The 22,936-nt window shown below is 70.1% G+C and carries 14 protein-coding genes and 4 pseudogenes; 10 read left to right on the top strand and 8 right to left on the bottom strand.

Annotated features, from left to right (window positions below):
• Window positions 1–53 precede the first annotated feature (53 nt).
• The 3 genes from AB0K00_RS42485 (at window position 54) to AB0K00_RS42495 (ending at window position 3,507) form a co-directional block, all read left to right on the top strand.
• A complete protein-coding gene (locus tag AB0K00_RS42485) occupies window positions 54–674 on the top strand; it encodes a hypothetical protein (RefSeq protein WP_363533537.1) in 621 nt (206 codons plus the stop codon).
• A 100-nt stretch (window positions 675–774) separates the two neighbouring features.
• Entirely contained in the window at window positions 775–1,866 is a 1,092-nt protein-coding gene (locus tag AB0K00_RS42490) for an SMI1/KNR4 family protein (RefSeq protein ID WP_363533539.1), read from the top strand.
• Between the two features lie 753 nt (window positions 1,867–2,619).
• Window positions 2,620–3,507, top strand: coding sequence for an NAD(P)-dependent oxidoreductase (locus tag AB0K00_RS42495; protein WP_363533542.1), 888 nt, complete (start codon window positions 2,620–2,622; stop codon window positions 3,505–3,507).
• Window positions 3,508–3,515: 8 nt separating this feature from the next.
• Here the strand turns inward: AB0K00_RS42495 and AB0K00_RS42500 are convergent.
• From AB0K00_RS42500 to AB0K00_RS42520, 5 genes and pseudogenes are all read right to left on the bottom strand, one after another.
• Window positions 3,516–4,487: pseudogene (locus AB0K00_RS42500) on the bottom strand (pyridoxal phosphate-dependent aminotransferase); the annotation flags it as partial.
• Between the two features lie 136 nt (window positions 4,488–4,623).
• The gene (locus AB0K00_RS42505; protein WP_363533545.1) at window positions 4,624–5,829 is read right to left on the bottom strand and encodes a glycosyltransferase; all 1,206 of its coding nucleotides are present in this window, start codon (window positions 5,827–5,829) and stop codon (window positions 4,624–4,626) included.
• 329 nt (window positions 5,830–6,158) lie between these two features.
• Complete coding sequence (locus AB0K00_RS42510) at window positions 6,159–6,521, bottom strand: hypothetical protein (protein WP_363533548.1); 363 nt, start codon at window positions 6,519–6,521, stop codon at window positions 6,159–6,161.
• Window positions 6,518–7,597 (bottom strand): glycosyltransferase, encoded by a 1,080-nt coding sequence (locus tag AB0K00_RS42515; protein ID WP_363533550.1) that lies wholly within the window; start codon window positions 7,595–7,597, stop codon window positions 6,518–6,520. Before AB0K00_RS42515 ends, AB0K00_RS42510 begins: the two co-directional genes overlap by 4 nt.
• Before the next feature lie 22 nt (window positions 7,598–7,619).
• A pseudogene (locus tag AB0K00_RS42520) lies at window positions 7,620–8,266 on the bottom strand (transposase); the annotation flags it as partial.
• A gap of 280 nt (window positions 8,267–8,546) precedes the next feature.
• On the opposite strand from AB0K00_RS42520, the gene AB0K00_RS42525 reads away from it, so the two are divergent.
• Both AB0K00_RS42525 and AB0K00_RS42530 read left to right on the top strand, forming a co-directional pair.
• A complete protein-coding gene (locus AB0K00_RS42525) occupies window positions 8,547–9,983 on the top strand; it encodes an NF041680 family putative transposase (protein WP_363533629.1) in 1,437 nt (478 codons plus the stop codon).
• 248 nt (window positions 9,984–10,231) lie between these two features.
• The gene (locus AB0K00_RS42530) at window positions 10,232–12,547 is read left to right on the top strand and encodes a hypothetical protein (RefSeq protein ID WP_363533553.1); all 2,316 of its coding nucleotides are present in this window, start codon (window positions 10,232–10,234) and stop codon (window positions 12,545–12,547) included.
• Between the two features lie 790 nt (window positions 12,548–13,337).
• On the opposite strand, the gene AB0K00_RS42535 is transcribed toward AB0K00_RS42530, so the two are convergent.
• Together AB0K00_RS42535 and AB0K00_RS42540 are read right to left on the bottom strand one after the other, a co-directional pair.
• Window positions 13,338–13,961, bottom strand: coding sequence for an NAD(P)-binding domain-containing protein (locus AB0K00_RS42535; protein WP_363533556.1), 624 nt, complete (start codon window positions 13,959–13,961; stop codon window positions 13,338–13,340).
• A 35-nt stretch (window positions 13,962–13,996) separates the two neighbouring features.
• Window positions 13,997–14,731 carry an SDR family oxidoreductase gene (locus AB0K00_RS42540; RefSeq protein WP_363533558.1) on the bottom strand — a complete coding sequence of 245 codons (735 nt, stop codon included), beginning with the start codon at window positions 14,729–14,731 and terminating at the stop codon, window positions 13,997–13,999.
• Between the two features lie 140 nt (window positions 14,732–14,871).
• On the opposite strand from AB0K00_RS42540, the gene AB0K00_RS42545 reads away from it, so the two are divergent.
• The 5 genes and pseudogenes from AB0K00_RS42545 (at window position 14,872) to AB0K00_RS42565 (ending at window position 22,175) form a co-directional block, all read left to right on the top strand.
• Window positions 14,872–15,513, top strand: coding sequence for a helix-turn-helix domain-containing protein (locus tag AB0K00_RS42545; protein WP_363533561.1), 642 nt, complete (start codon window positions 14,872–14,874; stop codon window positions 15,511–15,513).
• A 25-nt stretch (window positions 15,514–15,538) separates the two neighbouring features.
• A pseudogene (locus AB0K00_RS42550) lies at window positions 15,539–15,657 on the top strand (transposase); the annotation flags it as partial.
• Window positions 15,658–15,756: 99 nt separating this feature from the next.
• Window positions 15,757–17,094 carry a cytochrome P450 gene (locus AB0K00_RS42555; RefSeq protein ID WP_363533632.1) on the top strand — a complete coding sequence of 446 codons (1,338 nt, stop codon included), beginning with the start codon at window positions 15,757–15,759 and terminating at the stop codon, window positions 17,092–17,094.
• 78 nt (window positions 17,095–17,172) lie between these two features.
• Window positions 17,173–19,632 carry a helix-turn-helix transcriptional regulator gene (locus AB0K00_RS42560; protein ID WP_363533564.1) on the top strand — a complete coding sequence of 820 codons (2,460 nt, stop codon included), beginning with the start codon at window positions 17,173–17,175 and terminating at the stop codon, window positions 19,630–19,632.
• Window positions 19,629–22,175, top strand: a complete 2,547-nt coding sequence (locus AB0K00_RS42565; protein ID WP_363533567.1) for a LuxR C-terminal-related transcriptional regulator — start codon at window positions 19,629–19,631, stop codon at window positions 22,173–22,175. Before AB0K00_RS42560 ends, AB0K00_RS42565 begins: the two co-directional genes overlap by 4 nt.
• A 328-nt stretch (window positions 22,176–22,503) precedes the next feature.
• On the opposite strand, the pseudogene AB0K00_RS42570 reads toward AB0K00_RS42565, so the two are convergent.
• A pseudogene (locus tag AB0K00_RS42570) lies at window positions 22,504–22,761 on the bottom strand (histidine kinase); the annotation flags it as partial.
• Window positions 22,762–22,936 lie beyond the last annotated feature (175 nt).

Below are 22,936 nucleotides of genomic sequence, written 5' to 3' on the forward strand. Positions count from 1 at the left end.
GCGGTAACCGCCGGAAAGGGCCGACCTTCCCGGCACCTGTTCGGTGCGCTGACGTGCGCTCGGCTAATGACACGTTCAATGCCATCGACCGGCGGGTGATCGACCTTCATGGTCGCTCGCCGGTATCGTCCGTGGCCGTCCGGTTGCCGCAGGCCTGTGTCGTAGGCCTGATCGTGCTCGCGGTCGTGATCGGCGCCAGCTTCGGCCGTCTTCGCGGAACCGGCAACAGCTCTGGGACCGGCGCCGCCACCGTTGCATGTATCCACATCGGTTCCGCGCTCGCGGACAGTCCCGGATGCGCCGGCGTCGGAGAACCTGATGCCCGGCAACCGTCACCCGGTGCAACGGTGAGTGATGAAGCGCTGCGAACGATCCTTGCGATCGTTGATACCGCGACGTATTGCGAACAGGTGACGAACTGCGGCCAAGCGCCGGAGAATCACGCACCGACCTCGGCCGACGCTGCCGCCGTCCAGCGTGCGCTCCGCCAGCGTGGATTCGTTGATGCCGTGGCTCGTCTTGCTTCAGCCAACGATGCGGCACAACCCGGTGCTCTGCTGTACGGGGTGCGGGTCGGCGACGCCTGCGTAGTCGGCCACCTCGATGCCCCACCAGGCGGGGTGGGAGGGTGGAGGATCGTCGGCCTGACGCCGCAACGCACGTGCTTGAACTAGTCGACCACTGACCGCAACCAGTTCATGGCGATTCGTCGCGTGCCGGATGTGCTCCTGCGACGATGAGCCGGTGGTCGCTGACGAAGGCACGGCGTGGAACATGGTGCTGGCCTGGCTGGATCGTTCCGTACCAGGCGCGACGGCGCAACTACGGCCGCCCGCACGGGACGAGGACCTGCGCGCGGTCGAGGTCGCGGTCGGGCGGCAACTACCGAGCGATCTTGCCGCATGGTGGCGTGCGGCGGACGGCGTCGACGGTCACCTGTGGCTGATCCCGCCGTACTTTTCGCCGTGTTCCATCGGCGATGCGCTGGAGCGACGCGAGATCCTGCTCGACGGGTGGAACGGCGTCATGAGCGAGGACGACCCGGAACGATTCGCGGCACGAATGTCCTCCGCCGAACAGGAGCCCGCTGGGTCGCCCTGCCGATTCATGTGGCTGCCGTCATGGTTACCCATCGCCGAAGACACCGGCGGGGGGCGCATCTTCGCAGACCTGCGACCAGGACCCGCCAACGGCTGCCTCCGGACGTTCTACCGCGACGACGGCGCCTCCGACGCCCCGGTCTGGCCGAGCGTGACGGCGATGATCGCCGAGATCGCGACCGGAGTGACCTTCGACCTCCCGGTTGCCGGGCGCCTTCCCTGGATCGAGGATTCGGGCACGCTGACCTGGGATCAGCCGCGGTTGCGCTGGTACGCCGGCGGCAGCGCGTTCGTCCAAGGCCCGAAGCTGCAGGAGCAATACGAAACGTTCGTCGCCGAACTCAGCCAGGGCGGATTTGCGCCCCCAGCGCGTGGCTGGTCCGCCGACCGGATCGCGGCACACGTCACCCACAACACCGAGCTACTGGCCGAAGTCACCGCCGCGCTGGTCGGCATGCCAGGGGCCGCCGCCGACCTACGGTACGACAACACCGCCGCCTTCGACCCAGCCGTCCTGAACCGCTACGCCGAGCTCGGCATCGAAACCCTCGCCAACCGGATCGCATCATTCAGCGCAGACCTGCGGGCCGCCGCCGACGGCCTCGACCGAAGCACCCCGCGTATACAACTCCACCTGGTCGAGGACACCGACGTACTCATCGACGGACCCGAGCACCTCGCCGGCGTCCTCAACGCGCTGTGGGCGCGGCAGCTTCCGTTGAGAATCCGGCAGCTTCGTGCACTGCGCGACAGCCACCAGTCCTGATGAAGGCTGCCTGAGGACGTCATGCGGCCCGTGATCGAGGACATCGCCGCCCTCGCTCGGCGTGCACAGGATGCGGGGCACCTTCCTGACCGCCTACAGATTTCCTGCTGTCCGGGAGGCCCGCAGCGCCGTCGTGGAGCCCCCGCTGGTCGGCCTGCGCCACGGCAGCTTGAGTGCTCGCGGGCCGCCCCGGCGTCCGGGCTGGCTTGCCCAGCCGCCGACGACCGCAACCGACCATGATCGGGCGCGCGCTCATGCTTGATGAGCGTGTGCCCGTTGAGCGGTTGGCTTCGGTCGCGAGGGACGGCACCAGACGGTCGCGGCTACGCGCACCATGATCGAGTCGCCGTGTCGTTCGATGGTCGCGACAGATGACCGCACCCTGTGATCGACGAGGGTGCGCAATCCACGATCGTTCGCCGCATCATGGTCCCCAACACTCGTCGCCCGTCAAAGACCGTACGTCCTCGCTATGCTGCGGGCGCTCCGTCTTGACGGACTCCTCGTGGCCGGCAAGAGATCTGCACCGCCACCGCGCGCGCCCATGTCGGCCGCGCCATGCCGAAACCCGACGCCCGCGACCGCGCGCAGCTGGTCGTCTTTCGCCTGCCAGTCCGGTCTCGTCGAGTAGCCCTCGTCGAGTAGCCCTCGTCGAGGGGTCAGCGGCACGGCGCTGCCTTCGCTACGGTCGGGCTCAACAGGGGCAACGTTTCGACGGCATGGAGGCGACGCGGTGTCGACGCAGGTCTGCGTGTGCCCGGCCCGGTGCCGGTGGAAGTGCAACAAGCGGTCGCCGGCGGCGGTGGCGTGGCGTGTCGACCCGAGGACTGCGAGGCGCTTGTCTGGCTCGGCGACAGCGTCGCGCAGCTGGAGCAGTGCCTGGACGCGATGCGGCGGCTGCGGTGGGTGCAACTGCCGTGGGCGGGGACGGAATGGTTCCACCACTTGATGAAGCCGAGTGTCACCTGGACCTCCGGAAGCGGCGTCCTCGCCGAGCCGGTGGCCGAGCATGCGCTGATGTTGTCGATGGCTGCCATGCGGTGCGCCGGCGTCTCCGTCCGGCAACGTCGATGGACGCCGACGGTCCCCGGCTCGCTGTTCGATGCGCGGGTCGTCGTGGTCGGTGCCGGTGCCGTCGCGCGTGCGTTGGTGGCGCTGCTGGTGCCGTTTCGGGCACACGTGACGGTGGTGCGTCGGTGCCCGGAGAGCATCCCAGGCGTCTCGGTCGTGACCAGCGACGCCGGCCGGAGGCAGGCGCTTGCCGTGGCCGACGTGGTGATCCTTGCGGCACCACTGACTGCCGAGACTCACCATCTGATCGAACGGCACGCGCTTCGGATGATGCAGCCGAACGCGTGTCTGGTCAACGTGGCGCGCGGGGGCATGGTGGACACTGAGGCCCTTGTCGAGGCGTTGGAAGCAGGCTGGATCGGCGGTGCGGCCCTCGACACCACCGATCCTGAGCCGCTGCCGCCGGCGCATCCGTTGTGGGACATGGACAACTGTTTCATCACCGCGCACAGCGCGGGCGATCTTGGCCGGTCATGGCATCGCTACGGGGAACTCATCGCCGACAACATGTGCCGGTTCGCGTCCGGTCGGCCGTTGCGGAACGTCGTGTCCGTCGAGCGGGGATATTGATCGGCGGGCTACAGCGCCATCCGGTCGCATGCCTCCATGAGCACGTCGATCGGGCTGGTGAAGGCGAGCCGGATCGACGATCCGCCCGTAGCGCCGAAGTCGATGCCCGGGCCGACGTGTACACCGAGCCCGCCCAGGTGCTGTGTGACCTGTTCGCCGGGCGATCCGCCTCGTGCGGGCCGGGGCAGCAGCCGATGATAGGCACTGACGTCGGCAAACACGTAGAAGCCGCCTTGCGGTGCCCCTGCCGGTGTCGCAATCCCGTCGACCTTCTGGAGGCGGGCGGTGAATGTGGCGCCGGCCACCCGCAGTTCGTCGCGTACCTCGCGCATGCTTCGGATGTTCTCCGGGTCGTTGATGCATGCGGTGGCGGCCGCCTGCAGGAGCGGCGAAGGCGCCATCGTGGTGTTGGCGCGGTGCTGCAATGCACGCGTGACAACCGCTGCATCGGCGATCAGCCAGCCGAGCCGCCACCCACCGATGCCGCGGCTCTTTGAGAGGCTGTTGACCAGCACCGTGTTCCGGCAATCCGAGTCGATCTCGATACTCGAGGTGTGCCGGCCGTCGTAGACGAATTCGTCGTACACCTCGTCGTGGAGCAGCGTGAGGCCGTTGGCGCCGACGAACTGGTGGATCGCGCCGAGCTCGGCCCTGGTGAGGACGGCGCCGGTCGGGTTGTCGGGTGAGATGAGCATCAGCAGCCGCGTCCGCCGGCTGGTGTATCTGTGCAGGGTCGACGCCTCAAGCCGGAACCCCGTGTCCGGGTCGACGGGGACGCGGACCGGCACCCTGTTCAACACGCTGACCGCCGACTCGAGGGTCAGGTAGGTCGGATCGGGGATGAGGACCTCGTCGCCGGGTTCGGTGAGTGCGAGCAGCGCAAGCCAAAGTGCTTCGGTGGCGCCGTGGGTGACCAGAATCTGCCGGTCCGGGTCGACGGACGTTTCGTACAGGCGCCGGTATCGTACTGCGATCTCGTGCCGGAGCTCGTCGAACCGAGCGGATCACCGTAGTGGCTCAGGTGGACAGCTGCCGGATCTGCGCTGATCTTGGACAGGTTCCTGAGCAGGTCAGGTGAGGTGTAAGGGGACTGGCCCACGCGCAGATCGATTGCGCTCAAGCCAGCATCAGGTCGTTCATGAACAGTCCGGGCCATTCGGGCACCCTCTCCCGCAGGAACCAGGTGGTCGGTACCTGCCAGGTGTGCTCGGCAGGTGGCCGCCGTCGGTACAGATAGTTGAGTCCGTGCTGGCGGTAGACGGTGCCGCCGGCGCTGCGCACCGCAGAACAGAGCTCGCTGTCCTCGAACAGCGGCACCAGCCGGTAGCCGCCGAGTGCTTCGAGCATGTTGCGGGTGATGAGTGTGGATCCGCCGGACACGAGCCCGCGGTCGGTCAGGTGCGTGGGCGACTCGGTGTTGTCCGACCACAGTCGGACGGTCGAGTCGTGTTCCTGGAGGTAGACGAACTCAGTGTCCGTACCGACGAGTTCCGCGCCGGAGTACAGCTGGCTGAGCACCAGATCGGCGAGGTGGTCCGGTCCGTACCAGTCATCGTCATCCATTTTCGCGACGTATGAGCCGCCGGCGCGTGCGGCGGCGTGGTTGAGCACTTCTCCTAATGGGACCGACGCCGGGACCTCAAGGACGGTGACGTGCGCGGGAGTCTCCAGGGCGGGATGGGACCTGCGGAGCTCCGCCGCGGCAATGCCGTGCAGGGTGAGGAGCACCTCCAGTTCCACCCCGCGCTGTTGTAGCACCTGATGCAATGCGAACGGCACCATGTCCACGCGCCTGGTGCAGAGGACAACCGACACCTTGGGCCGGTTCCACAGCGGCAGCCTGCCCGCGCCGGCGAGGTCACGCCAACGCGCCTTGGTGCCGTACCGCAGCAACGCGTGCCGGCGCAGTCGGATGCTGTACGTCTCGCGTGGAAGGCGCTCGCGCAACGCTTCGGCGCTGCTGCTGGTCAACAACTTGGCCAGGTCGGGATCGAAGGCTTCCAGCAAACCCGGCGACGGCGCGGCCAGCACCGGCACTCCGGCAGCCGCCAGGTTGAGGACGATGCGCACGACCGCTTTGGACGCGTCGTCGGTCAGTGCCGCGGGCAACTCGACGTGCCGCAGGTCGCGCAGTTCGTCGACTTCGAACTCGGTAACCGCACCGGACAACGGGAACAGCACCGCCCTGCCGTCCGAGCGTTCGATGCGGATGCCAGCGCCGTGCCGCACCAGGGTGCCGGAGTGTGCCGTGGGCTCGCGACGGAAGCCGATCGGATTGATGCAGCGCTCGTCGACCGGCGCCACCCGCATCGACAGCGGCACGGAACGGTCAAGGGCGGTGCCGTGCGGTGGCTCGGCCGCCGACCCGCCGTCGGCCAGCCTGTGCTCCAGCAGACTCGCCCGGCTGACCGCGTGGGGCAACGTGCCGGGTTCATGCGGCTGAGGACTCGTGGACCAGCCGGTGGTGCCGTACAGGGCGGTAAGTTGCGCGCCAGGCCCTGCCGGTCCGCCCAGGTTGCCCACCGGGGAGGCCCGATGCCCGTCGACAGACCGCAGCACCGAAGCTATGACGAGCCCTGACGGCACGTGCCGGTCGAATTCCATGGTGACCTGCCACCCGTGCGGCGGCACCCGCCGCCCGCCGATCTCGATCAGGTGCTGCCAGGGGTTCGCCCGCTTGTGGAAGATGTCGAGCCGGTGGTCTCGGCGCCAGACGTCCTCGTCACACGTCGACGGCAGCGGCGCACTGTACCGGAGGCGAGATAGGTCAGCCACACCACGATCCTGGACGCATCGGGCAGGACGTCATCCACCGACACCGCGCGCCGCAGGTCCGCCACCGTGCGGGTGATCAGGGTCAGTGTCGGCACACTGTCCATCGTGGACAGATCCTGACCTGAGGCGGTCTCCAAACTGCACCGGTCCGCCCGCGAGTCGATGCCGAGCTGCTCGATGCTGTGGGCATGGTCGTCGAAGCCGACGTGCACCAGAAGATCGTTCTGCATGCAGATCAACGGATCCAGCGGCTGGTGATCGGATAGCGCTCCAGCAGGCCGGCGAGGTGCCTACGATCCGTGCGGCAGAAATACAACAACTCGTGGCCGGCGCGGTGGCTCTGGACGAGCGCTGACAGCTCCGGCCGACCTGCGACGTCGACGACAATGAGATTGCCGTCGGCGGCGACCTCCGGCAACGCACTGACGAACGCATAGGCGTTGCGGTCTGTGACCTCGGCCAACCGGTAGCCGGCGTTGTATGGAAGCCGCCCGACGACCGCGCGTGCCACGTGCTCAAACTGGAGACAGGTGCGAACCCAGTCTCCCGAGGTGGCAGCAGGGTTGAACGCGTCGTCGAACATCCACTGAGCGGCGACGTCGAGGCCTGGATGCTTCTCGCAGAAGTACGACAGATTGGCTCGCCACTGCTGGTACTGGGCCGCATCAATCAGACCGCCGTCCCACGTGTACACGGCGGCGTCCGGATTGAACGCGAATGCCACATCGCGCTGACGGAGTCGATAGGCCAGCTCAGTGTCCTCCAGACCCCACCCGGTGAACGACTCGTCAAACCCGCCAGCTGCAAGCAGATGGCGGCGACGCACCGACGCATTGCAGGTGTACGCCATGCTCCAGCACGTCGCCACAGTGTTGAGGTTGTGGGAAAGCCTGGACAGGATGCCCCACCGCGAATCCTCCGCCAAGCCCCCATCAATCTGCGGCAACGCCGTCCAGGATAACTGCCGCGTGAGCTCGTCGATGTCGACGGCACCGGCGGCAAGCTTGCCGCGCGGGCCGACGACCATGAGGGCTCCGCTGTATTCGTGATACCGCACATGCTCGGCGATCAGGCCAGGAGGGAAGACATGATCAGGATCGATCATGACGATCAGGTCGCCGGACGCAAGCTCAACACCGATGTTGCGGGCCCGGGACCTGCCCGACCGGCTGCCGCGAGGCTCGAAGTGGTAGATCAGGTCCAACTCGTGACCAAGCTCGTCGGTGGTGACCTGCGTATCGTCGGAGGAGCCGTCATCGACCACGACCACCTGCAGAGTGTCGTGCGGCGCCATACGCTGATGCTTGAGCGACAACAGGCACAACCGTAAGGTCTCTCGGCCGCAGCCCGAGTCGGGCGAGGCTGTCGAGCATCTCGACGGCGAGGGTCCACTTCGGACGGTGACCTTCATCGTCGGGTACTGCTGACTTGCGCCGCCGTTGCCGCGCCGCCTCGGTCACCGCCTCCACGTCGATGGTGGTGTCGGTCGGTGCGGCTGGTTCGGCGGCCTGCCGGGCGTTGTGCAACGTTCTGCGCTGCTTGGCCTTGGCCGCTTTCACCGCCGCTGGGCCTGCCTTGTGACGTCCCACGATTCCGGCAGGAACAACCGCCAGTCCAGGGGGCACGACGCGGTGTCGGTGGCTGCGTGGACGCTCACCCCGATCTGACAGTTGGTGACCTTGCCGAGGGTGCCGGAGTATTGCCGGGCCACTCCCGGCGAGCCGGTGCCGTCCTTCGGGAAGCCGGTGTCGTCGATCACCCACGCGACGGGCTGGACGAGGTCGACCGCCCGGGCGGCCAGCCGTGCTCGGACCGCCGCTGTGTCCCACGTCGACGTGGTCACGAACTGCTGCAGCCCCTGATGATCCACCCCGAGGCGTTCCGCCATCGGCTGCATCGACTTGCGCCGCCCGTTCAGCAACAGCCCGCGCAGATACGTTTCGCCCTTCGCCCGCTGATCCGAACGCGCCATCGGCGCGAACATCTCCGCCGCGAACGCCTCAAGGCGTTGCCGCGCAACCGAAAGCTCGTCAGGAGTCACCAAAGCATGAAACTACCCGCCACGCCCCAGCGACCCCACGACACGCCGACCTAACGAAGTACTACTAGCTTGATCTTTAACCTTGAGTCGGTTGGTATGGACCCCGGCTGATCATGGGTGCAGCCCTTGATCGATCATTCCTCTTGTCTAGGGAAGAAGATCCGATCAAAGGCTGCGGAGGATCAGTGTGCCTGACGGTGGGCGTGGTGGTGCAGGTGGGGATCTGGGCTGGTTCCGCGGAGCGTTGTACCACTGTCTGACGGCTCGCGCCGATGCGTTGTTCGAACTGGCGGATGCGGTGTTGTGCGCGGACGGGCCGGTGCGGTCGTTGCCGGCGTTGTCGTTGGTCGCGGAGCACCGTCGTGGTCACGGCGCGTTGTATGACGCGCTTGCGGCCGGGCGGGTGGACGTGCAGCGGTTGCGTACCGCGGTGGCGTCGGTGCCGTTGCCGCAGGCGGCTGACGGGCGGATCGTGCTCGCGGTGGATGTCACCTGCTGGCTTCGGCCGGAGGCGAACACCGTGCCGGAACGGATCCTGTGTCACACGTACGGTCGGGCCAAGGATCAGCACATCGGAGTGCCGGGCTGGCCGTACTCGTTCGTGGTGGCCCTGGAAACCGGCCGCAGTTCGTGGACCGCACCGTTGGACGTGGTGCGTCTGGCGCCGGGCGCTGATCTGGCCGTGGTCACCGCCGGGCAGGTCCGTGACGTGCTCGGCCGGATGATCGCGGCCGGGCACTGGCGGCCCGGTGACCCGCAGATGTGGGTCGTGATGGACGCTGGCTACGACGCGGCCCGCCTGGCCTGGCTGCTGCGGGACCTGCCGGTGCGGGTCCTGGCCCGGCTGCGCTCGGACCGGGTGCTACGCCGGGCGACGCCACCGCGGCTGCCGGGCGTGCTGGGTCGGCCCCGCCGCCACGGCGGCGAGTTCATCTTCGGTGACCCGGCCAGCTGGGGCGAACCCGATGTGACCACCGTGACCGACACCCGCCTCTACGGCATCGCTACAGCCCGCGCCTGGCATCGGCTGCACCCAAGGTTGACCCGCCACGCTGCCTGGGCCGACTGCCCGGACCTGCCGATCCTGGAAGGCACCCTGATCCGCCTGGACGTGACCCGGCTGCCCTCCGGCGCCACCGCGAAACCGGTCTGGCTGTGGTGCTCCATCCACGCCGGCCCTGACCCGGACGCAACCCCGGACGCGGCGATGGTCGATCTGCTGTGGCAGGCGTTCCTGCGCCGTTTCGACATCGAGCACACGTTCCGGCTGTTCAAGCAGACCCTCGGCTGGACCGTGCCGAAACTCCGTGACCCAGCCGCCGCCGACCGATGGACCTGGCTGATCATCGCCGCGCACACCCAACTCCGACTGGCCCGCCCGATCGCCGCGGACCTGCGCCGCCCATGGGAACGGCCGGCACCACCGCAACGACTCACCCCAGCCCGCGTCCGGCGCGACTTTCGGCACCTCCGCGCGACCAGCACCTGTCCCGCGAACGCGCCGAAACCCACCAGAGCAGGACCCGGACGGCCACCAGGCCAACCGAACCGCCACCCCACTCAACGCCACGACGTCCACACCATCACCAGCAACGAAACCAGAACCCCGAAACCCAGAAAGAACAAATCGGCCAATCCCCGACCGCGCCGCACAGGTTAAAGATCAAGCTAGGGCGCGTTTCATAAGCGGGCGAAGTCACGGCGTGGCGATGATCGATAGCTGAAGAGGTCTCCGGTAAGTGGTTCAGCGACCAAGCAGAACTTCATACCGGAGACCTCGTGGCCGCCCTGTCGGTGACGAGGCGGGGGCTACCTGTCGAGCTGTTCGCCCCTTCGGATTCGTGGGCCGGTCGGGTAAGGTACGCGGCTGTCGCGCCCGTCGGGGCCGCGGGTAAGGGCCTGGGGGACATGGCGGACACAAGCACCATCGCGCCCGGCACGTCGCCGGTGCCGTCGGATCGGCCCGGCGCGCCGGCCGGGCGAGGTGCGGCCGGGCTGCGCAAACGCGTCGCGCCGTGGCTGCCGGCCGTTGCGGCGTACGCCGCCATCGTCGCGATGCTGCTGGACACCGGCACGCCGGTCGCCGACGTGGCCCGCTACACCCTGTATGTCGGGTGGGGGCTGGTGCTGCCGGGCACGCTGGTGTACCGCGCGCTGCGTGGCGCCCCGCACACGCTCGTCGAGGATCTCGCGCTGGGTGCCACGACCGGCCTGATGCTGGAGATCCCCGCCTGGGCCCTGTTCTCCCTGGCGGGCGGGCAGCGGTGGCTCTGGCTGTGGCCGTTGCTGGTCGTCGTGCCGTTCGTCGCGGTGCCGGGGCTGCGGCGGCACTGGCGGGTGTCCAGCTACCGGCGCCCGTCGCTCGGCTGGTCGTGGGCGATGGCCGGGATCGCCGTCTTCTTCGTCGGATACGTCTACGTGACGTACTTCCGGCAGAACGAGCCGATTCCCGCCGGTGCCGACGGCGCCTGGTACCACATCGACCTGATGTACATGTTGTCCATGGTCGGCGAGGCCAAGCACCACTTCCCGATCCACAACCCGCAGATCGTGTCCGAGCCGCTGAACTACCACTGGTTCAGCTACGCGCACATGGCCGGCGCGAGCCTCATCAGCGGCGTGGACACCCCGATTGTCTTCTTCCGGCTCGCCTCGCCGGTGTTCTGCGTGCTCGCCGTGCTGACCCTGGCCGTTGCCGGCTGGCGGGTGTCCGGCAAGCAGTGGGTCGGCGCGCTGGCCGCCATGCTGACCTTCGTCGTCGGCGAGCTGACCCTGTCCGACATGTCCTGGGGCCAGTTCGGCGGGGCCGTCGCCTACATGGTCTGGTCCAGCCACTCGATGGCGTACAGCTGGTCGATCACGTTCGCGCTGATGGCGCTCGTGGTGGGCCTGCTGCGCGCAGGCCCGGCCGAGCTGTCCTACGGCCGCGGCGGCTGGGCGCTGCTCGTGCTGTTCTCGGTGGGCGCGGTCGGCAGCAAGTCCACCGTCGTGCCGGTGCTGCTGGGTGGGGTCGCCCTGGCCGGGTTGGCGCATTTGCTGACCCGCCGGCGCATCGACCGGCGGCTGATGGCCATCGGCGCGGTCCTGGTCGCCGCGACGCTGTTCGCGACCGTGGTGATCTACCGTTTCGCGACGCACGGTCTGAACTTCGGGGTGCTGGCCATCATCAAGGCGTACGCGGACGTCGTCCCCGCCCGTTCGGCCTGGCGGCACGCCTTCGTCTACGGCTTCGTCACCGCCATGTACCTCGTGTTCTTCTTCATTCGGCTGGCCGGCATCGCGGTGCTGGCCCGGCTGGGCCGCCCCTGGGGGCAGCGCGAGTGGTTCCTGCTCGGCGCGGTGCTGGCCGGGGCCGGGGCCACCCTCTTCATGGTGCACGGGTCGCTGGCTCAGAACTTCTTCGTCCGCAGCGGGTTCGCGTTCGGTGCGGTGCTGTCCGCGATGGGCTTCGCCGCGCTCGTCGAGCGGTACAGGGTGACGCCGCGCACGCTCGTCGCGGTGTTCGCGGCCGTCGGCGCCGGCGTGTGGGTGATCGCCCTGGGGCTGCGGCACGAGGGCCTCCATCAGCCCACGCTGCACATGCGGGTGATGGACGGGATCGCGTACTACGTGCTGGCGCTCGCCGCGGCCATCGCCATCGGTGCCGTCGTCTGGCTGGTGGTCCTGCGCCGGCGCTGGAAGGGCGTCGCCGCGGTGACCCTGCTCGGCACGCTGCTGCTGGCCGGCGTGCCGGCCCTGGTGCTCGACGGCTGGGACCACACCAAGGTGCCGCCGCGCTGGTACCACTCGCACGTCAGCGTCGAGGAGGCCACCGCCGCGCGCTGGCTGCGCGACAACCTCGGCCGCGACGAGGTGATCGCCACCAACCAGCACTGCCTGCCGGAGATGTCCAAGCCCGGCCGCTGCTTCAGCACGTCGTTCTGGCTCAGCGCGTACAGCGAGCGCCGCCAGCTCGTGGGCAGCTGGTTCTACGCGCCACGCATGGTGGAGATCGCGGCGAAGCTGCAGACCTCCAACCCGCCGTTCTGGGACCAGCAAATGTACGAGGACAACGAGATCGTGTTTACCGCGCCGACCGCCGAGCGGGTCGGCAACCTGGTGTCCCGCTACGGCGTGCACTGGCTCGTCGTCGACCGCGCGCAGGGCCGGGAGTCCGCGGACCTGGCCAACTTCGCCGACCTGCGCTTCAGCTCCGGGCCGATCGCGATCTACCGGATCCGCTGACCTGCCGCCGCTTGCGGTGTCGTCGATACCAGGCCTCATATCCGCGAACCTGGTAATGGTCGAGGCCTGTCTCGTTCTTGGCGGTCTGGAAGTACTCCTCGATCGCCCACCTCGAGCCAGCGACCCGGATCGGTGGCCGCGGCGGCGGCGCGCCCAGGCAGAGAGCCTCGGACGGGAGCTGGCCCGGGAACGAGACAAGGACGGGCGCTTCGCGAGAGCGTTCCACAAGGTCCGGGACGGGGTCGTGGACTCGACGCGCGCCGTGGCGGGCCGGGGCGTGCAGGGCGTCGCCGACGGTCTCATCCGCGACCGCGACCGGACCCTGGACCGCGCTCGCGGCATCGCCGGTGAGCTATCACGATCACCGTGTCGGCGACTTGGAGGCCGGTCGGGCTGGTGCGCTGTTGCCGGCGCGCGATGATGTCCTCGCCGGTCAAGGTGAGATCGCCGTGCGTTGCCCGGCGATCTGATACTGCAGTAGCTGGCCGCCGGTGGCGAACCCGCGATCACCGATTGGCCCGACGAGCCGGGCACCTCCATGGAGTTGACGCGAAGGACCTGCGGGCGTCCGCGCTGGCGGATGGCTGTGTCACGCAACCCGGGGACTAGGTCCTCTGTTGACGCGGTTGTGGTGGGTTCGTACTGGTCGCGCTTTGTATCTATCCCAGATTTCCCGCGCCGCGGGAGGCTCACCCGCGCCGCGGCGATCCGACATCAGCGAGTCGGTGATCCATCAACCATTGTCATGGCGCACGGCTCCCTGTTCGCCGGCTGCTTTGTCCCGGGGGGCTCAGCCGGTGAATTCGTTGACGCCGAGGGCGAAGTCCCAGTGGCCGACCCCGTTGCCGGCGAGGCCCACCGTGACCACGCCCACTCCTTCCAGCCAGTGCGCCATTTTCAGGCCGCCGACGTCCAGCGGGCGCAGCCCGAGGCTCTCGATGAAGACCGCCACGCCCGCCTTGGCCTGTGCATTGTCGCCTGCCATGAAGACGTCGGGCCGGCCCTTCTCCAGGACATTACGGAAGATGGTGTTGAAGGCCTTCACCACGCCGGCGCCGGCCGGGGCCACCTTGGCGACTTCCTGCGCGATCGAGGTCTCCTCGCTGTGGGCCAGTCCGTCGAACGTGGCGTTGAAGGGGTTGCTGATGTCGACGATGACCTTGCCCGCGAGGGTGTCTCCGTACTCGGTGACGACCGGAACGACAGCGGCGTACAACAGGGCCGTGATGACGATGTCCCCGGTCGGGACGGCGCCCCACTTGCCCGTCGTCGTGCCGCCGCCCAGAGCCTTGGCGAGGTCGTCGGCCTTGGACTGATCGCGTCCCATGACCTCGACGGTGTTGCCGCCCGCCACCGCGAGCGTGCCGATGGTGCGGGCCATGTTCCCCGTACCGATGAAGGTGATGCTGCCCATGAGGTGTGCTCTCTTCCTGATTCCTGGTGTGTGGTTCAGAGGGCGGTGGTGCCGCCGTCGGCGACCAGTTCCAGGCCGTTGACGTAGCTGGAGTCATCGGAGGCGAGGAACAGGGCGACGGTGGCGATTTCTTCGGGGCGGCCCATCTTTCCGCGGGGGATGAGGGACTCGAATGCGGTCCTGGTTGCCTCGTCGAACAGTTCTTCCTGTTTGGCGGTGCCGACCTGGCCGGGGGTCAGGACGTTGACCCGGATCTTGCGGTCGCGCAGTTCGTTGAGCCAGACGCGAGCCCAAGCTTGCTGGACGGCTTTGCTTCCCGCGTAGAGGCTCCAGCCGGGGAAGGCGCCGAGGGAGGCGTTGGATCCGGTCATGAAGATCGAGCCGTAGTCGTTGAACAGCGGCAGTGCCTTCTGCACGGTGAACAAGGTGCCGCGCGCGTTGAGCGAGAAGGCGCGGTGGAACTGTTCCTCGGTGATCTCGCCGAGGACGGCGGGTTCGCCCATCCCGGCGCTGGCCCACAGCACGTCGATCGAGCCCTTCTCCCGCTTGACGGTGTCGTACAAGCGGTCCAGGTCGTCCAGGTCGGCCGCGTCACCCTGGACGGCGGTGACGTTGCGGCCGATCAGCTTGACCGCGTCGTCCAGTGCTTCCTGCCGCCTGGCCTGGATGAAGACGTGCGCGCCTTCCTCGACGAACAGTTTGGCGCCGGCCAGTGCCATGCCGGCGGATCCGCCGGTGATCACCGCAACCTTGCCATCGAGCTTTCCCATGACCACTCCGTTGATTTGATGGTTGTCCGAAACAGCGCGATTCTTATGTAAACGATTCTGTGTACCTAACGTAGCCGACGGCTGGCCGTGGCGCAAGCTACGTACACTGATCGGTACCGAATGGGTCTATGCTGGGGGGCATGACGGAGTTGGAGAAGGGCCCCCTGGGCCGGCGCCGCGGCCGGGGCGCACGCGAGCGCATCCTCAGCGCGTCACAGCAGCTGTTCCGCGACCAGGGCATCAACCGCACCGGCATGGACCAGCTCTGCGCCTCGGCTCAGGTGTCCAAGCGCACTGCCTATCAGCACTTCACCAGCAAGGACGAACTTGTCGCCGAATACCTGCGCCGATTCGATCCCGACGTCATGCCCGGAGTGTTCGACCGCACCGACCTCACACCCCGCGAACGGCTCCTCGCCGCCTTCGAGATGCCCGCGTCCACGCCCCTGTGTCCCTACATCGCGGCGGCCGTCGAACTTCACGACCCCCAACACCCCGCATCCCGGTACGCACGCGACTACAAGACCGCCATCGCCGCGCGGCTCACCGAAACTGCCCGCGAAGCCGGCGCCACCAACCCTGAACAACTCGGCGAACAACTGGCGCTGCTCATCGACGGCGCCTCGGCCCGCACCCGAGTCCTCGACAGCGATTCCTTCCCCATCGCCGCCGCCATCGCCGCCGTCCTCATCGACAACGCCATCCCCACGTCACCTCCTCGGCAGCCCAGCGATGACCGCGGAACTACCAGGCCTGCGCCCGTCCCGGTGGGAGGCCGATGACGGCCCGATCACGCCTCGTCGGCCGGACGACGATGTGGAGATCCGTAGGGCATCTGCTCCACGAACGCGATCGAATCGGTCAACGCCCGCATCCGTAAGGCAGTGCGAGCCCGGGGTCACTTCCCGAACGAGCAGGCCGCCCTGGTCAGCTCAAGCACCGGGCTCAAACCGATGCGCGGCCTACGGACCGACCGGACAGCACAGACGATCGCGCTCATCCCAGCGCCGTACCCACACGGCGACATGGTGGGCGGCGTGAGTAGATTTTACTCTTTCGCATCGATCGGTGGCTCGCTGTACTCGACTGGTGATCTGGACCTTGAGGTCCGGAATTCGTCACCGGGAGTCCTGATGACCACGAGCGTCGATCTGCGTTCCTTCAATCCGTTCGGGCCGCACGTGGGGCTGGCCTACGAGTACTTTGCGCACGCCCGCGTCCACCAGCCGATCTTCTTCTCCGAGCCGCTGCAGGCCTGGTGCCTGACCCGCTACGAGGACGTGCGGGCCGTCGCCGCCGACGCCGCCCGGTTCTCCAACCGCGAGGCCATCCCACGCCCCACCGGCCTACCGCTCGAGGCGCAGCGCGTGATGGACTTCCTGTACGACACCTCGACCCTGCTGCTCACCGATCCGCCTGCGCACGGCCCGATCCGGCGCTTCGTCCACGAGGGGTTCTCGCCGCGCGTCGTCGCCGGGTTCGAGCCGGACCTCCAGAAGATCGTCGGCGGCCTCGCCGACACGCTTGTCGGGCCGCCGCGCTTCGATCTGGTCGGCGGGTTCGCGGAGATGTTCCCGCTGCTCGGCGCCATGCGTGTGCTCGGCTTCGACGCCGAGCACGCCGGGGACCTCAAGCGCTGGGTCGGCAACCTGATGACGCTGCTCGCCGGCTGGCGGTTCCTGACCCCGGAACAGCTCGTAGAGCAGGGCCGCAGCTTCGCAGGGGCATTCGACTACCTGCAGTCGGTCATCGACGACCGGCGCCGCGAGCCGACCGACGACCTCGTCAGCTTCATGGTGCACAACGAATTCCGGGGCCGGCGACTGACCGATCTGGAAATCGCCGACCTCGCCATCGGGGTCCTGGGAGCCGGTTGGGAGACGACCAGTGCCGCGTTCGTGAGCCTGCTGGCGGTACTGCTGGAAGAGCCTCGCGACAAGTGGCGCGCACTCGTGGCAGGCGAGGCCGACCTCGACGCGGTCGTCGCCGAGGGACTCCGTTTTGACATTCCCATCCTCGGTACCTTCCGCCGCGCGCTCGTCGACGTCGAGCTCGCCGGCACCACCGTCCGCGCCGGTGAGCTCGTCGTCATCCTGTTCTCGGCGGCGAACCACGATCCTGCACAGTTCGACGACCCGGACACGTTCCGCCTGGGCCGTCCGCGCCGGCCCGACATGAGCTTCGGCCATGGCATCCACAACTGCGTCGGCGCGCCGCTGGCCCGGATGGAGCTGTCGATTGCGCTGTCGGCGCTTGTCGAGCGATTCCCGGACCTGCGGCTGGACGATCCGGACGCACCGGTGCGGTTCAAGCCGATGAGCCAGTTCAAGGAGCGGACCGAGCTGTGGCTGCGGCCGAGCTGAGCAGTCGCCGTCGTTCACGTCCCCGACAGCCGGCCGTCAGGGGCGTGAAACAACCCGGGTCGATATTCGAAGACGGCTATGAACCGTCCCGGATACGATGCTTGGCCGCTGACCGGCCGCGACGAGGAACTGGCCCGCTGCGCGTCCGCGCTCGCCAGCGATGGCGGCCGGGGCGTCGTCGTCAGCGGGCCCCGCGGTGTGGGCCGGTCGCGGTTCGTCCAGCAACTGCGCGGTACCCCGCGGATCCTGATGGTCGACGACGCCCATGAGCTGCCGGCCGCGGCAGCGGCGCGGATCCGGCAGCTCATGGACTCGTCCGGCGTCAAGCTCGTCGCCACCATCCGCGACGGCGCCGCGATCGGCGCCGCGGTCGGCGCGCTGGTGTACGACCATGCCGTGACCCGGGTCGAGCTCGGCCCGCTGCGCGAGGAGCAGGTCCGCGACCTGATCGACAAGGTGCTCGGCGGGCCGGTCCGGCACGAGTCCCTGCACCGCCTGTTCGTGGTCTCGGAGGGCCTGCCGTTGCTGCTGCGCGAGTTCGCCGGCTCGCTCGTCTTCGACGGGGCGGTCTGGGAGCTCAAGGGCGAGCCGTCCGTCACGCCGGCCCTGGCCGAGCTCGCCCGGGCGGAACTCTCCGCCGCCGGACCCGGCGGCCGGCTGCTGGACACCCTCGCGCTGTGCGGCCCGATCTCGCTGGGCCACGCCGCGCGCCTCGGTTCACCTGCGATACTGCTGGACCTGGAGCGGGCCGGGCTGGTGCGGGCCCGGCTGGACGGGCGGCGCACCACCATCGCGCTGGCCCGGCGGTTGCACGGCTTGGCGCTCGCGGCTAGCCTGCCGCCCGCCCGCCGCGCATCGCTGCTGCTCGCCGCGGCCCGGCAGCTCGGCGAGTTCGGCGCCCGGCGCCGCGACGACCCGTACGCGATGGCCGCCTGGCGGCTCGCCGCGGCCGCGCCGGTCGGCACCGAGCTCCGGCTGGCCGCCGCCGCGGCGGCCCGGCTGAACCACGACCACGGCCAGGTCGCGGCGCTCCTGCGCCCGGTCGCCGAGGAACATCTGGGGCCGGCGGCCGGTCTGGCGCTCGGCGAGGCGCTGAGCGAGACCGGCGAGCACGACTCCGCGGAGGCGGTGCTGCGCCGCTGCGGGGAGCAGGCGACCGCCGAGGCCGACCAGCGCGCGGCCACGGTCGCCCGGGTGCTGAACCTCTTCTGGTTCGGCGGTAGGGCCGACCCGGCGTTGGCGGTCATCGCGGCGGCCCGCACCACGGCGGCGCCCGGCGAACTGAGCCAGGGCCTGTTGGACATCGACGAGGCCGCGGTACGGACGTTCGCAGGCGACCTCGACGGCGGCCTGCGCCTGCTCGAACCGGCGCTGCAAACGGCCCGAGCGGTCGACGTGGCCGCCGACACCTGGCTGCGCGGCGCGAATGCCAGGTCCATCGGGCTGGCCGCAGCCGGTCGCGCGGTCGAAGGCGTCGCGTTCGCCGAGTACACCTACAACGTGCACCTGCGGGCAGCCGCGCGGTCGCGGACCTGGCTGCGCCCGGCCGGTTCACTGCCGTCGCGCACAGCGGCCCTCGCCGAGGCCGGCCGGCTGACCGAGGCCCGGGTGTTCGGGCGGCGGGCGTTCGAGGAACTGGCGTCGAGCGATCGGCCGGGCCGGGCCGACTGGGCCGCGCTGTTCCTGGGCCGGCTGGAACGGCTCGCCGGGCACCCGGTCAGCGCCCGCCGCTGGTATGGGGAGGCCGCAGCGATGGCCCGCGCCCGGCGGCAGGTCGTGCCGCACGAGCTCGCCCTGGTCGGGCTGGCCGCCGCCGCAGCGTTGACCGGTGACGCCGCCGCTGTCCGGGATGCCCACGCGCGGCTGCCGGAACACCCGGTCGACGGGTTCTGGCCCGGCGAGGAACAGATCGCGACAGCGTCGCTGCTGGCCGGACGAGGCCGGCTCGACGACGCGCGCACCGCCCTGGAGACCGGTGCCCAGGCAGCCCGCGCCGCCGGTCACTGGTCGTCGGAGGCGCTGCTGCTGACGGACATCGCCCGGCTCGGCGGGGCCGCGTCCGTCGCCGACCGGCTGGCCGAGCTCGCCCGCGGCTGCGAGGGACTGCTGGTCGTGGCCCGGGCCCGGTTCGCCGCAGGGCTCGCCGCCGACGACCCCGAGCAGTTGCTGACGGTGTCGCGTGAGGCCGAGGCGCTCGGCGCCGACCTGCTCGCCGCAGAGGCCGCGAGCGCGGCGGCGGCGCTCCTGACCCGGCGGCAGCGACAGCGCGCCGCCACCGCGGCGATCCGCCAGGCCCAGGTGTGCGCCGCCCGCTGCGAAGGCGCCCGCACGCCGCTGCTGGCCGCTGTGGGCGGTGCCACCCGGCTCAGCGACCGCGAACGGCAGGTCGCGCGGCTCGCCGCCGACGGCGCCGCCACGAAGGAGATCGCGCGGCGGCTCAGCCTGTCGGTCCGCACCGTCGAGAACCACCTCCAGAAGGCCTACCGCAAGCTCGGCGTCAGCGCCCGCGCCGACCTGGCCGAGGCCCTCACTCGGTGAGCGCCCTGGTCGGGCGGGAGCGGGACCTGGCGGAGCTGGCCGCGACGCTGGCCGATCCGCGCCGGCAGGGCATCGTCGTCACCGGTCCAGCCGGTGTCGGCAAGTCGCGGCTGGCCGAGGAGGGCCTGCGGCGGGCCGCAGCCGCCGGGATGAGCACGGCCCGCGCCACCGTCGACGCGCTGCCGGCCGCCGGCTCGGTGCAGCTCGTGCTGATCGACGACCTGCACCTTTTCGACGCCGCGACGGCCCGCACCCTGCGGGCCGCGCTGGCTCCAGACGGCTTCCGGCTGCTCGCCACCGCGCGGACCGGTGGGCGGCTGCCCGCCGAGTTGGCCGCGCTGCCGTCGTTGCGCCGCCTCGAACTGTCCGAACTGGACCGTTCCGAGACCGAGCGGCTGCTGCATGCGCTGCTCGACGGGCCGGTGAGCCGCCCGACACTCACCCGCCTGTACCGGGTGACGCTCGGCAACCCGCTTTTCCTGCGTGAGTTGGTCGCCGGTTGCCGCCGATCCGGCGCATTGCGCTGGGTCGGCGAGGTGTGGCACCTGGCCGAGGGCGAGTTGCCGGTCACGGAACGCCTCGCCGAGCTGGTCTGCTCACTGCTGGCCGCGTTCGGCGACGCCGGCACGGACCTGCTGGACCTGCTGGCGCTGTGCGGGCCGCTGCCCGAGGCGGACGCTGCCCGGATCGCCGGACCTGCCGCCCTCGAAGCGATGGCCGCCGCGGGCCTGGTCCACCTTGTCGTGGCCGGCCGGCGGTTCGCTGTCACGATGAGCCATCCGCTGTACGGCGAGGTGCTACGCACCCGGATCGGACCGCTGCGGCGACGGATGCTGCTGCTCGGCCAGATCCAGCGAACCCAGGCCCACGGCCTGCGGCGCCGCGACGACCCGCCCAGAATCGCGGCCTGGCAGGTCGCCGCTGCCGGGACGGCGGAGCCGGCCCCGCTGATCGAGGCGGCCAGCCGCGCCCACCAGGCCGGCGACCACCGGCTGGTGCTGACCCTGCTGCGCGCCGTGCCGGCCGCGGCACACACGGCGACTACCCGGGGCATGCTCGGGCTGGCCCTCGCCGACGTCGGCGAATGGGAGGAGACCGACGCGCTGCTGGCCGGCATGCTCGCCGAGACCCGCGACGAACCGGCGGCGCTGCTGCTCACCGTCGGCCGCGTGGCGTCGCTGCTGTGGGCGGCCGGCCGTCCCGACTTGGCGCTGGCCGCGAACGACGAGGGCCGCGCCCGGATCGCCACCCCGGCGCTGGTGCGGGTGCTGCGGGTCAACGAGGGCGGCGTACGAGCCGTCTCCGGCGATCCAGCCGGCGGCGTGCGCGGGCTGACCGAGGACCTGCCGTGGGACCACGAGCGGCTGGCCGACGCCAACGCCTGGCTCTACGGCGGGATCGCGCTCGGCATGGGCCTGGCCGTCGCCGGCGACGGCCAGCAGGGCATCCACTGGGCGGAACACGCCTATGAGACCCATTGCCGGCTGCACCGCACCGTGTTGCTGTCCAACCCCGCCGCCACCCGGCTGTCGCTCGTCTTCGCGCTGGCCGAGTGCGGCCGCCTGGCCGCCGCCCGGGCGGCGGGCGAGGCGTGCGTGGAAGACCTCGTCGCGTCCGGGACGACGGCCCCGCGGGCCTGGGCGGCGTTCTATCTGGGCCGCGTCGAGTGGCTTGCCGGCCACCTGCGCGACGCCCGGCGCTGGTACGCCGAGTCGGTCGCCGTCGCCCGCAGCCAGCGCCACGTCCTTGTCGAGCGACTGGCCCTGGTCGGGCTGGCCGCAGCTGCGTCGGCGCTCGGCGAGACAGCCGGGGCGGCCGAGGCCCGGGACCACGCGGCGGCCCGGCCGGTGTCCGGGGTCCTGGCCGGCGAGGACCGGCTGATGTCGGGCTTCCTGGCCGGCGAGGAGCGGCTGGGGGAGGCATGGTCGCACGCCGCCCGCGGGCACATCGGCCCGGCACGCGCCGTTCTGCGGGAGGCGGCCGCCCGCGCCCGCGACACCGGGCACCACACCTCGGAAGGACTGCTGCTGACCGACGTCGTCCGGCTCGGCGGTGGCCGCAGGGAGGACGCCGACCGGCTGGCCGAGCTCGCCGCCGGAGGCGGCAACGAGCTCGCGACGGCCCGCGCCGGTCTGGCCGCCGCACTGCTCACCCGGGACGCGGAGCGGCTGATGGCCGTGGCGGACGCGTTCGAGGCCACCGGCGCGGACCTGCTTGCGGCCGAGTCCGCCGCCGTCGCGGCCGCCGTACATGACCGAGCCGGCCGCCGCAGCCGCGCTTCCGCGGCACGGTTCCGGGCGGCCGCCCCGGCGAGCCGCTGCCCGGGCGCCCGGACACCGTTGCTGGCACTGGCCGGCGGCACCGCCCGGCTCACGCCGCGGGAGTGGGAGATCGCCGTGCTCGCCTCGACCGGCCGCGCCAGCAAGGACATCGCGGCGGCGCTGGGTCTGTCCGCCCGCACGGTCGACAACTCACTGCGCAACACGTTCGCCAAACTCGGCGTGAGCACCCGCCGCGACCTCCGCGAAGCACTGGGCCCTTGACCGGGGGGCGGATGCCGCCGCCCGGCCGTTCTTCTTTGCTGGGTGTGGGTGTCGCACCGGAGTCTCGATCTCGGCGTTCCCGCGCCTGCTCAGCAATCAGTCGAGCAGGCCGGCCTGGTGAGCGAGGATCGCCGCCTGTACCCGGTTGTTGAGGTCGAGCCGCTGGGTCCGTCACGTCAACGGTGACGGGGATGCCGATCCGCCGCGACTCCTCGATGAGGACGGGCAGATCGGCGAGCCCAGGCTGAGGGGTGAGCGGGGTGTCGCCGGCGTTGCGGAGGACTCCCACCAGCGAGCGGAGTTCCGAGAGTGCCTCGCGCCCGGTCGTTCTGATCTGTTTCCCGATGAGGACCGGGTCGACACCCGTGGCCGCTTCCCGGGCTGTGGCCTGCAGGACCATCAGGGAGACCCGGTGGGTGACCACGTCGTGCATGTCTCGGGCGATCTGGGCACGCTCCTCGCTGCGGGCATTGGCGATGCGCTGCTGCTGATCGCGTTCGACGTGTTGCGCCCACTCCTGGACGCGCTCGACCAGCCGGGTGCCCACGTACATGCCGAGCAGCGCCGGTGCGACGCACGCCGCCATGACGATCGGTATTGCGCCGTCGGCACCGGCGAACCGCCAGATCGGACGCCTACGAACACGGCCGACGCCAGCGTGCCGACGGCGACCCTGGGCCACGCGGTGGCGCGCTCCGCCAGCGTGTACAGCGCCACTGCGACGGCCAGGTGCGCCGGCAGGAGACCGTTCGCCAGCAGTG

Source organism: Dactylosporangium sp. NPDC049525 (assembly GCF_040676755.1).
Lineage (GTDB): Bacteria > Actinomycetota > Actinomycetes > Mycobacteriales > Micromonosporaceae > Dactylosporangium.

Bases quoted from the DNA above. Each gene is read 5' to 3' on its own strand.
- AB0K00_RS42490 (WP_363533539.1), top strand. From the start codon at position 775: ATGGTGCTGGCCTGGCTGGATCGTTCCGTACCAGGCGCGACGGCGCAA.
- AB0K00_RS42530 (WP_363533553.1), top strand. From the start codon at position 10,232: ATGGCGGACACAAGCACCATCGCGCCCGGCACGTCGCCGGTGCCGTCG.
- AB0K00_RS42535 (WP_363533556.1), bottom strand. From the start codon at position 13,961: ATGGGCAGCATCACCTTCATCGGTACGGGGAACATGGCCCGCACCATC.
- AB0K00_RS42540 (WP_363533558.1), bottom strand. From the start codon at position 14,731: ATGGGAAAGCTCGATGGCAAGGTTGCGGTGATCACCGGCGGATCCGCC.
- AB0K00_RS42545 (WP_363533561.1), top strand. From the start codon at position 14,872: ATGACGGAGTTGGAGAAGGGCCCCCTGGGCCGGCGCCGCGGCCGGGGC.
- AB0K00_RS42555 (WP_363533632.1), top strand. From the start codon at position 15,757: ATGGTGGGCGGCGTGAGTAGATTTTACTCTTTCGCATCGATCGGTGGC.
- AB0K00_RS42560 (WP_363533564.1), top strand. From the start codon at position 17,173: ATGAACCGTCCCGGATACGATGCTTGGCCGCTGACCGGCCGCGACGAG.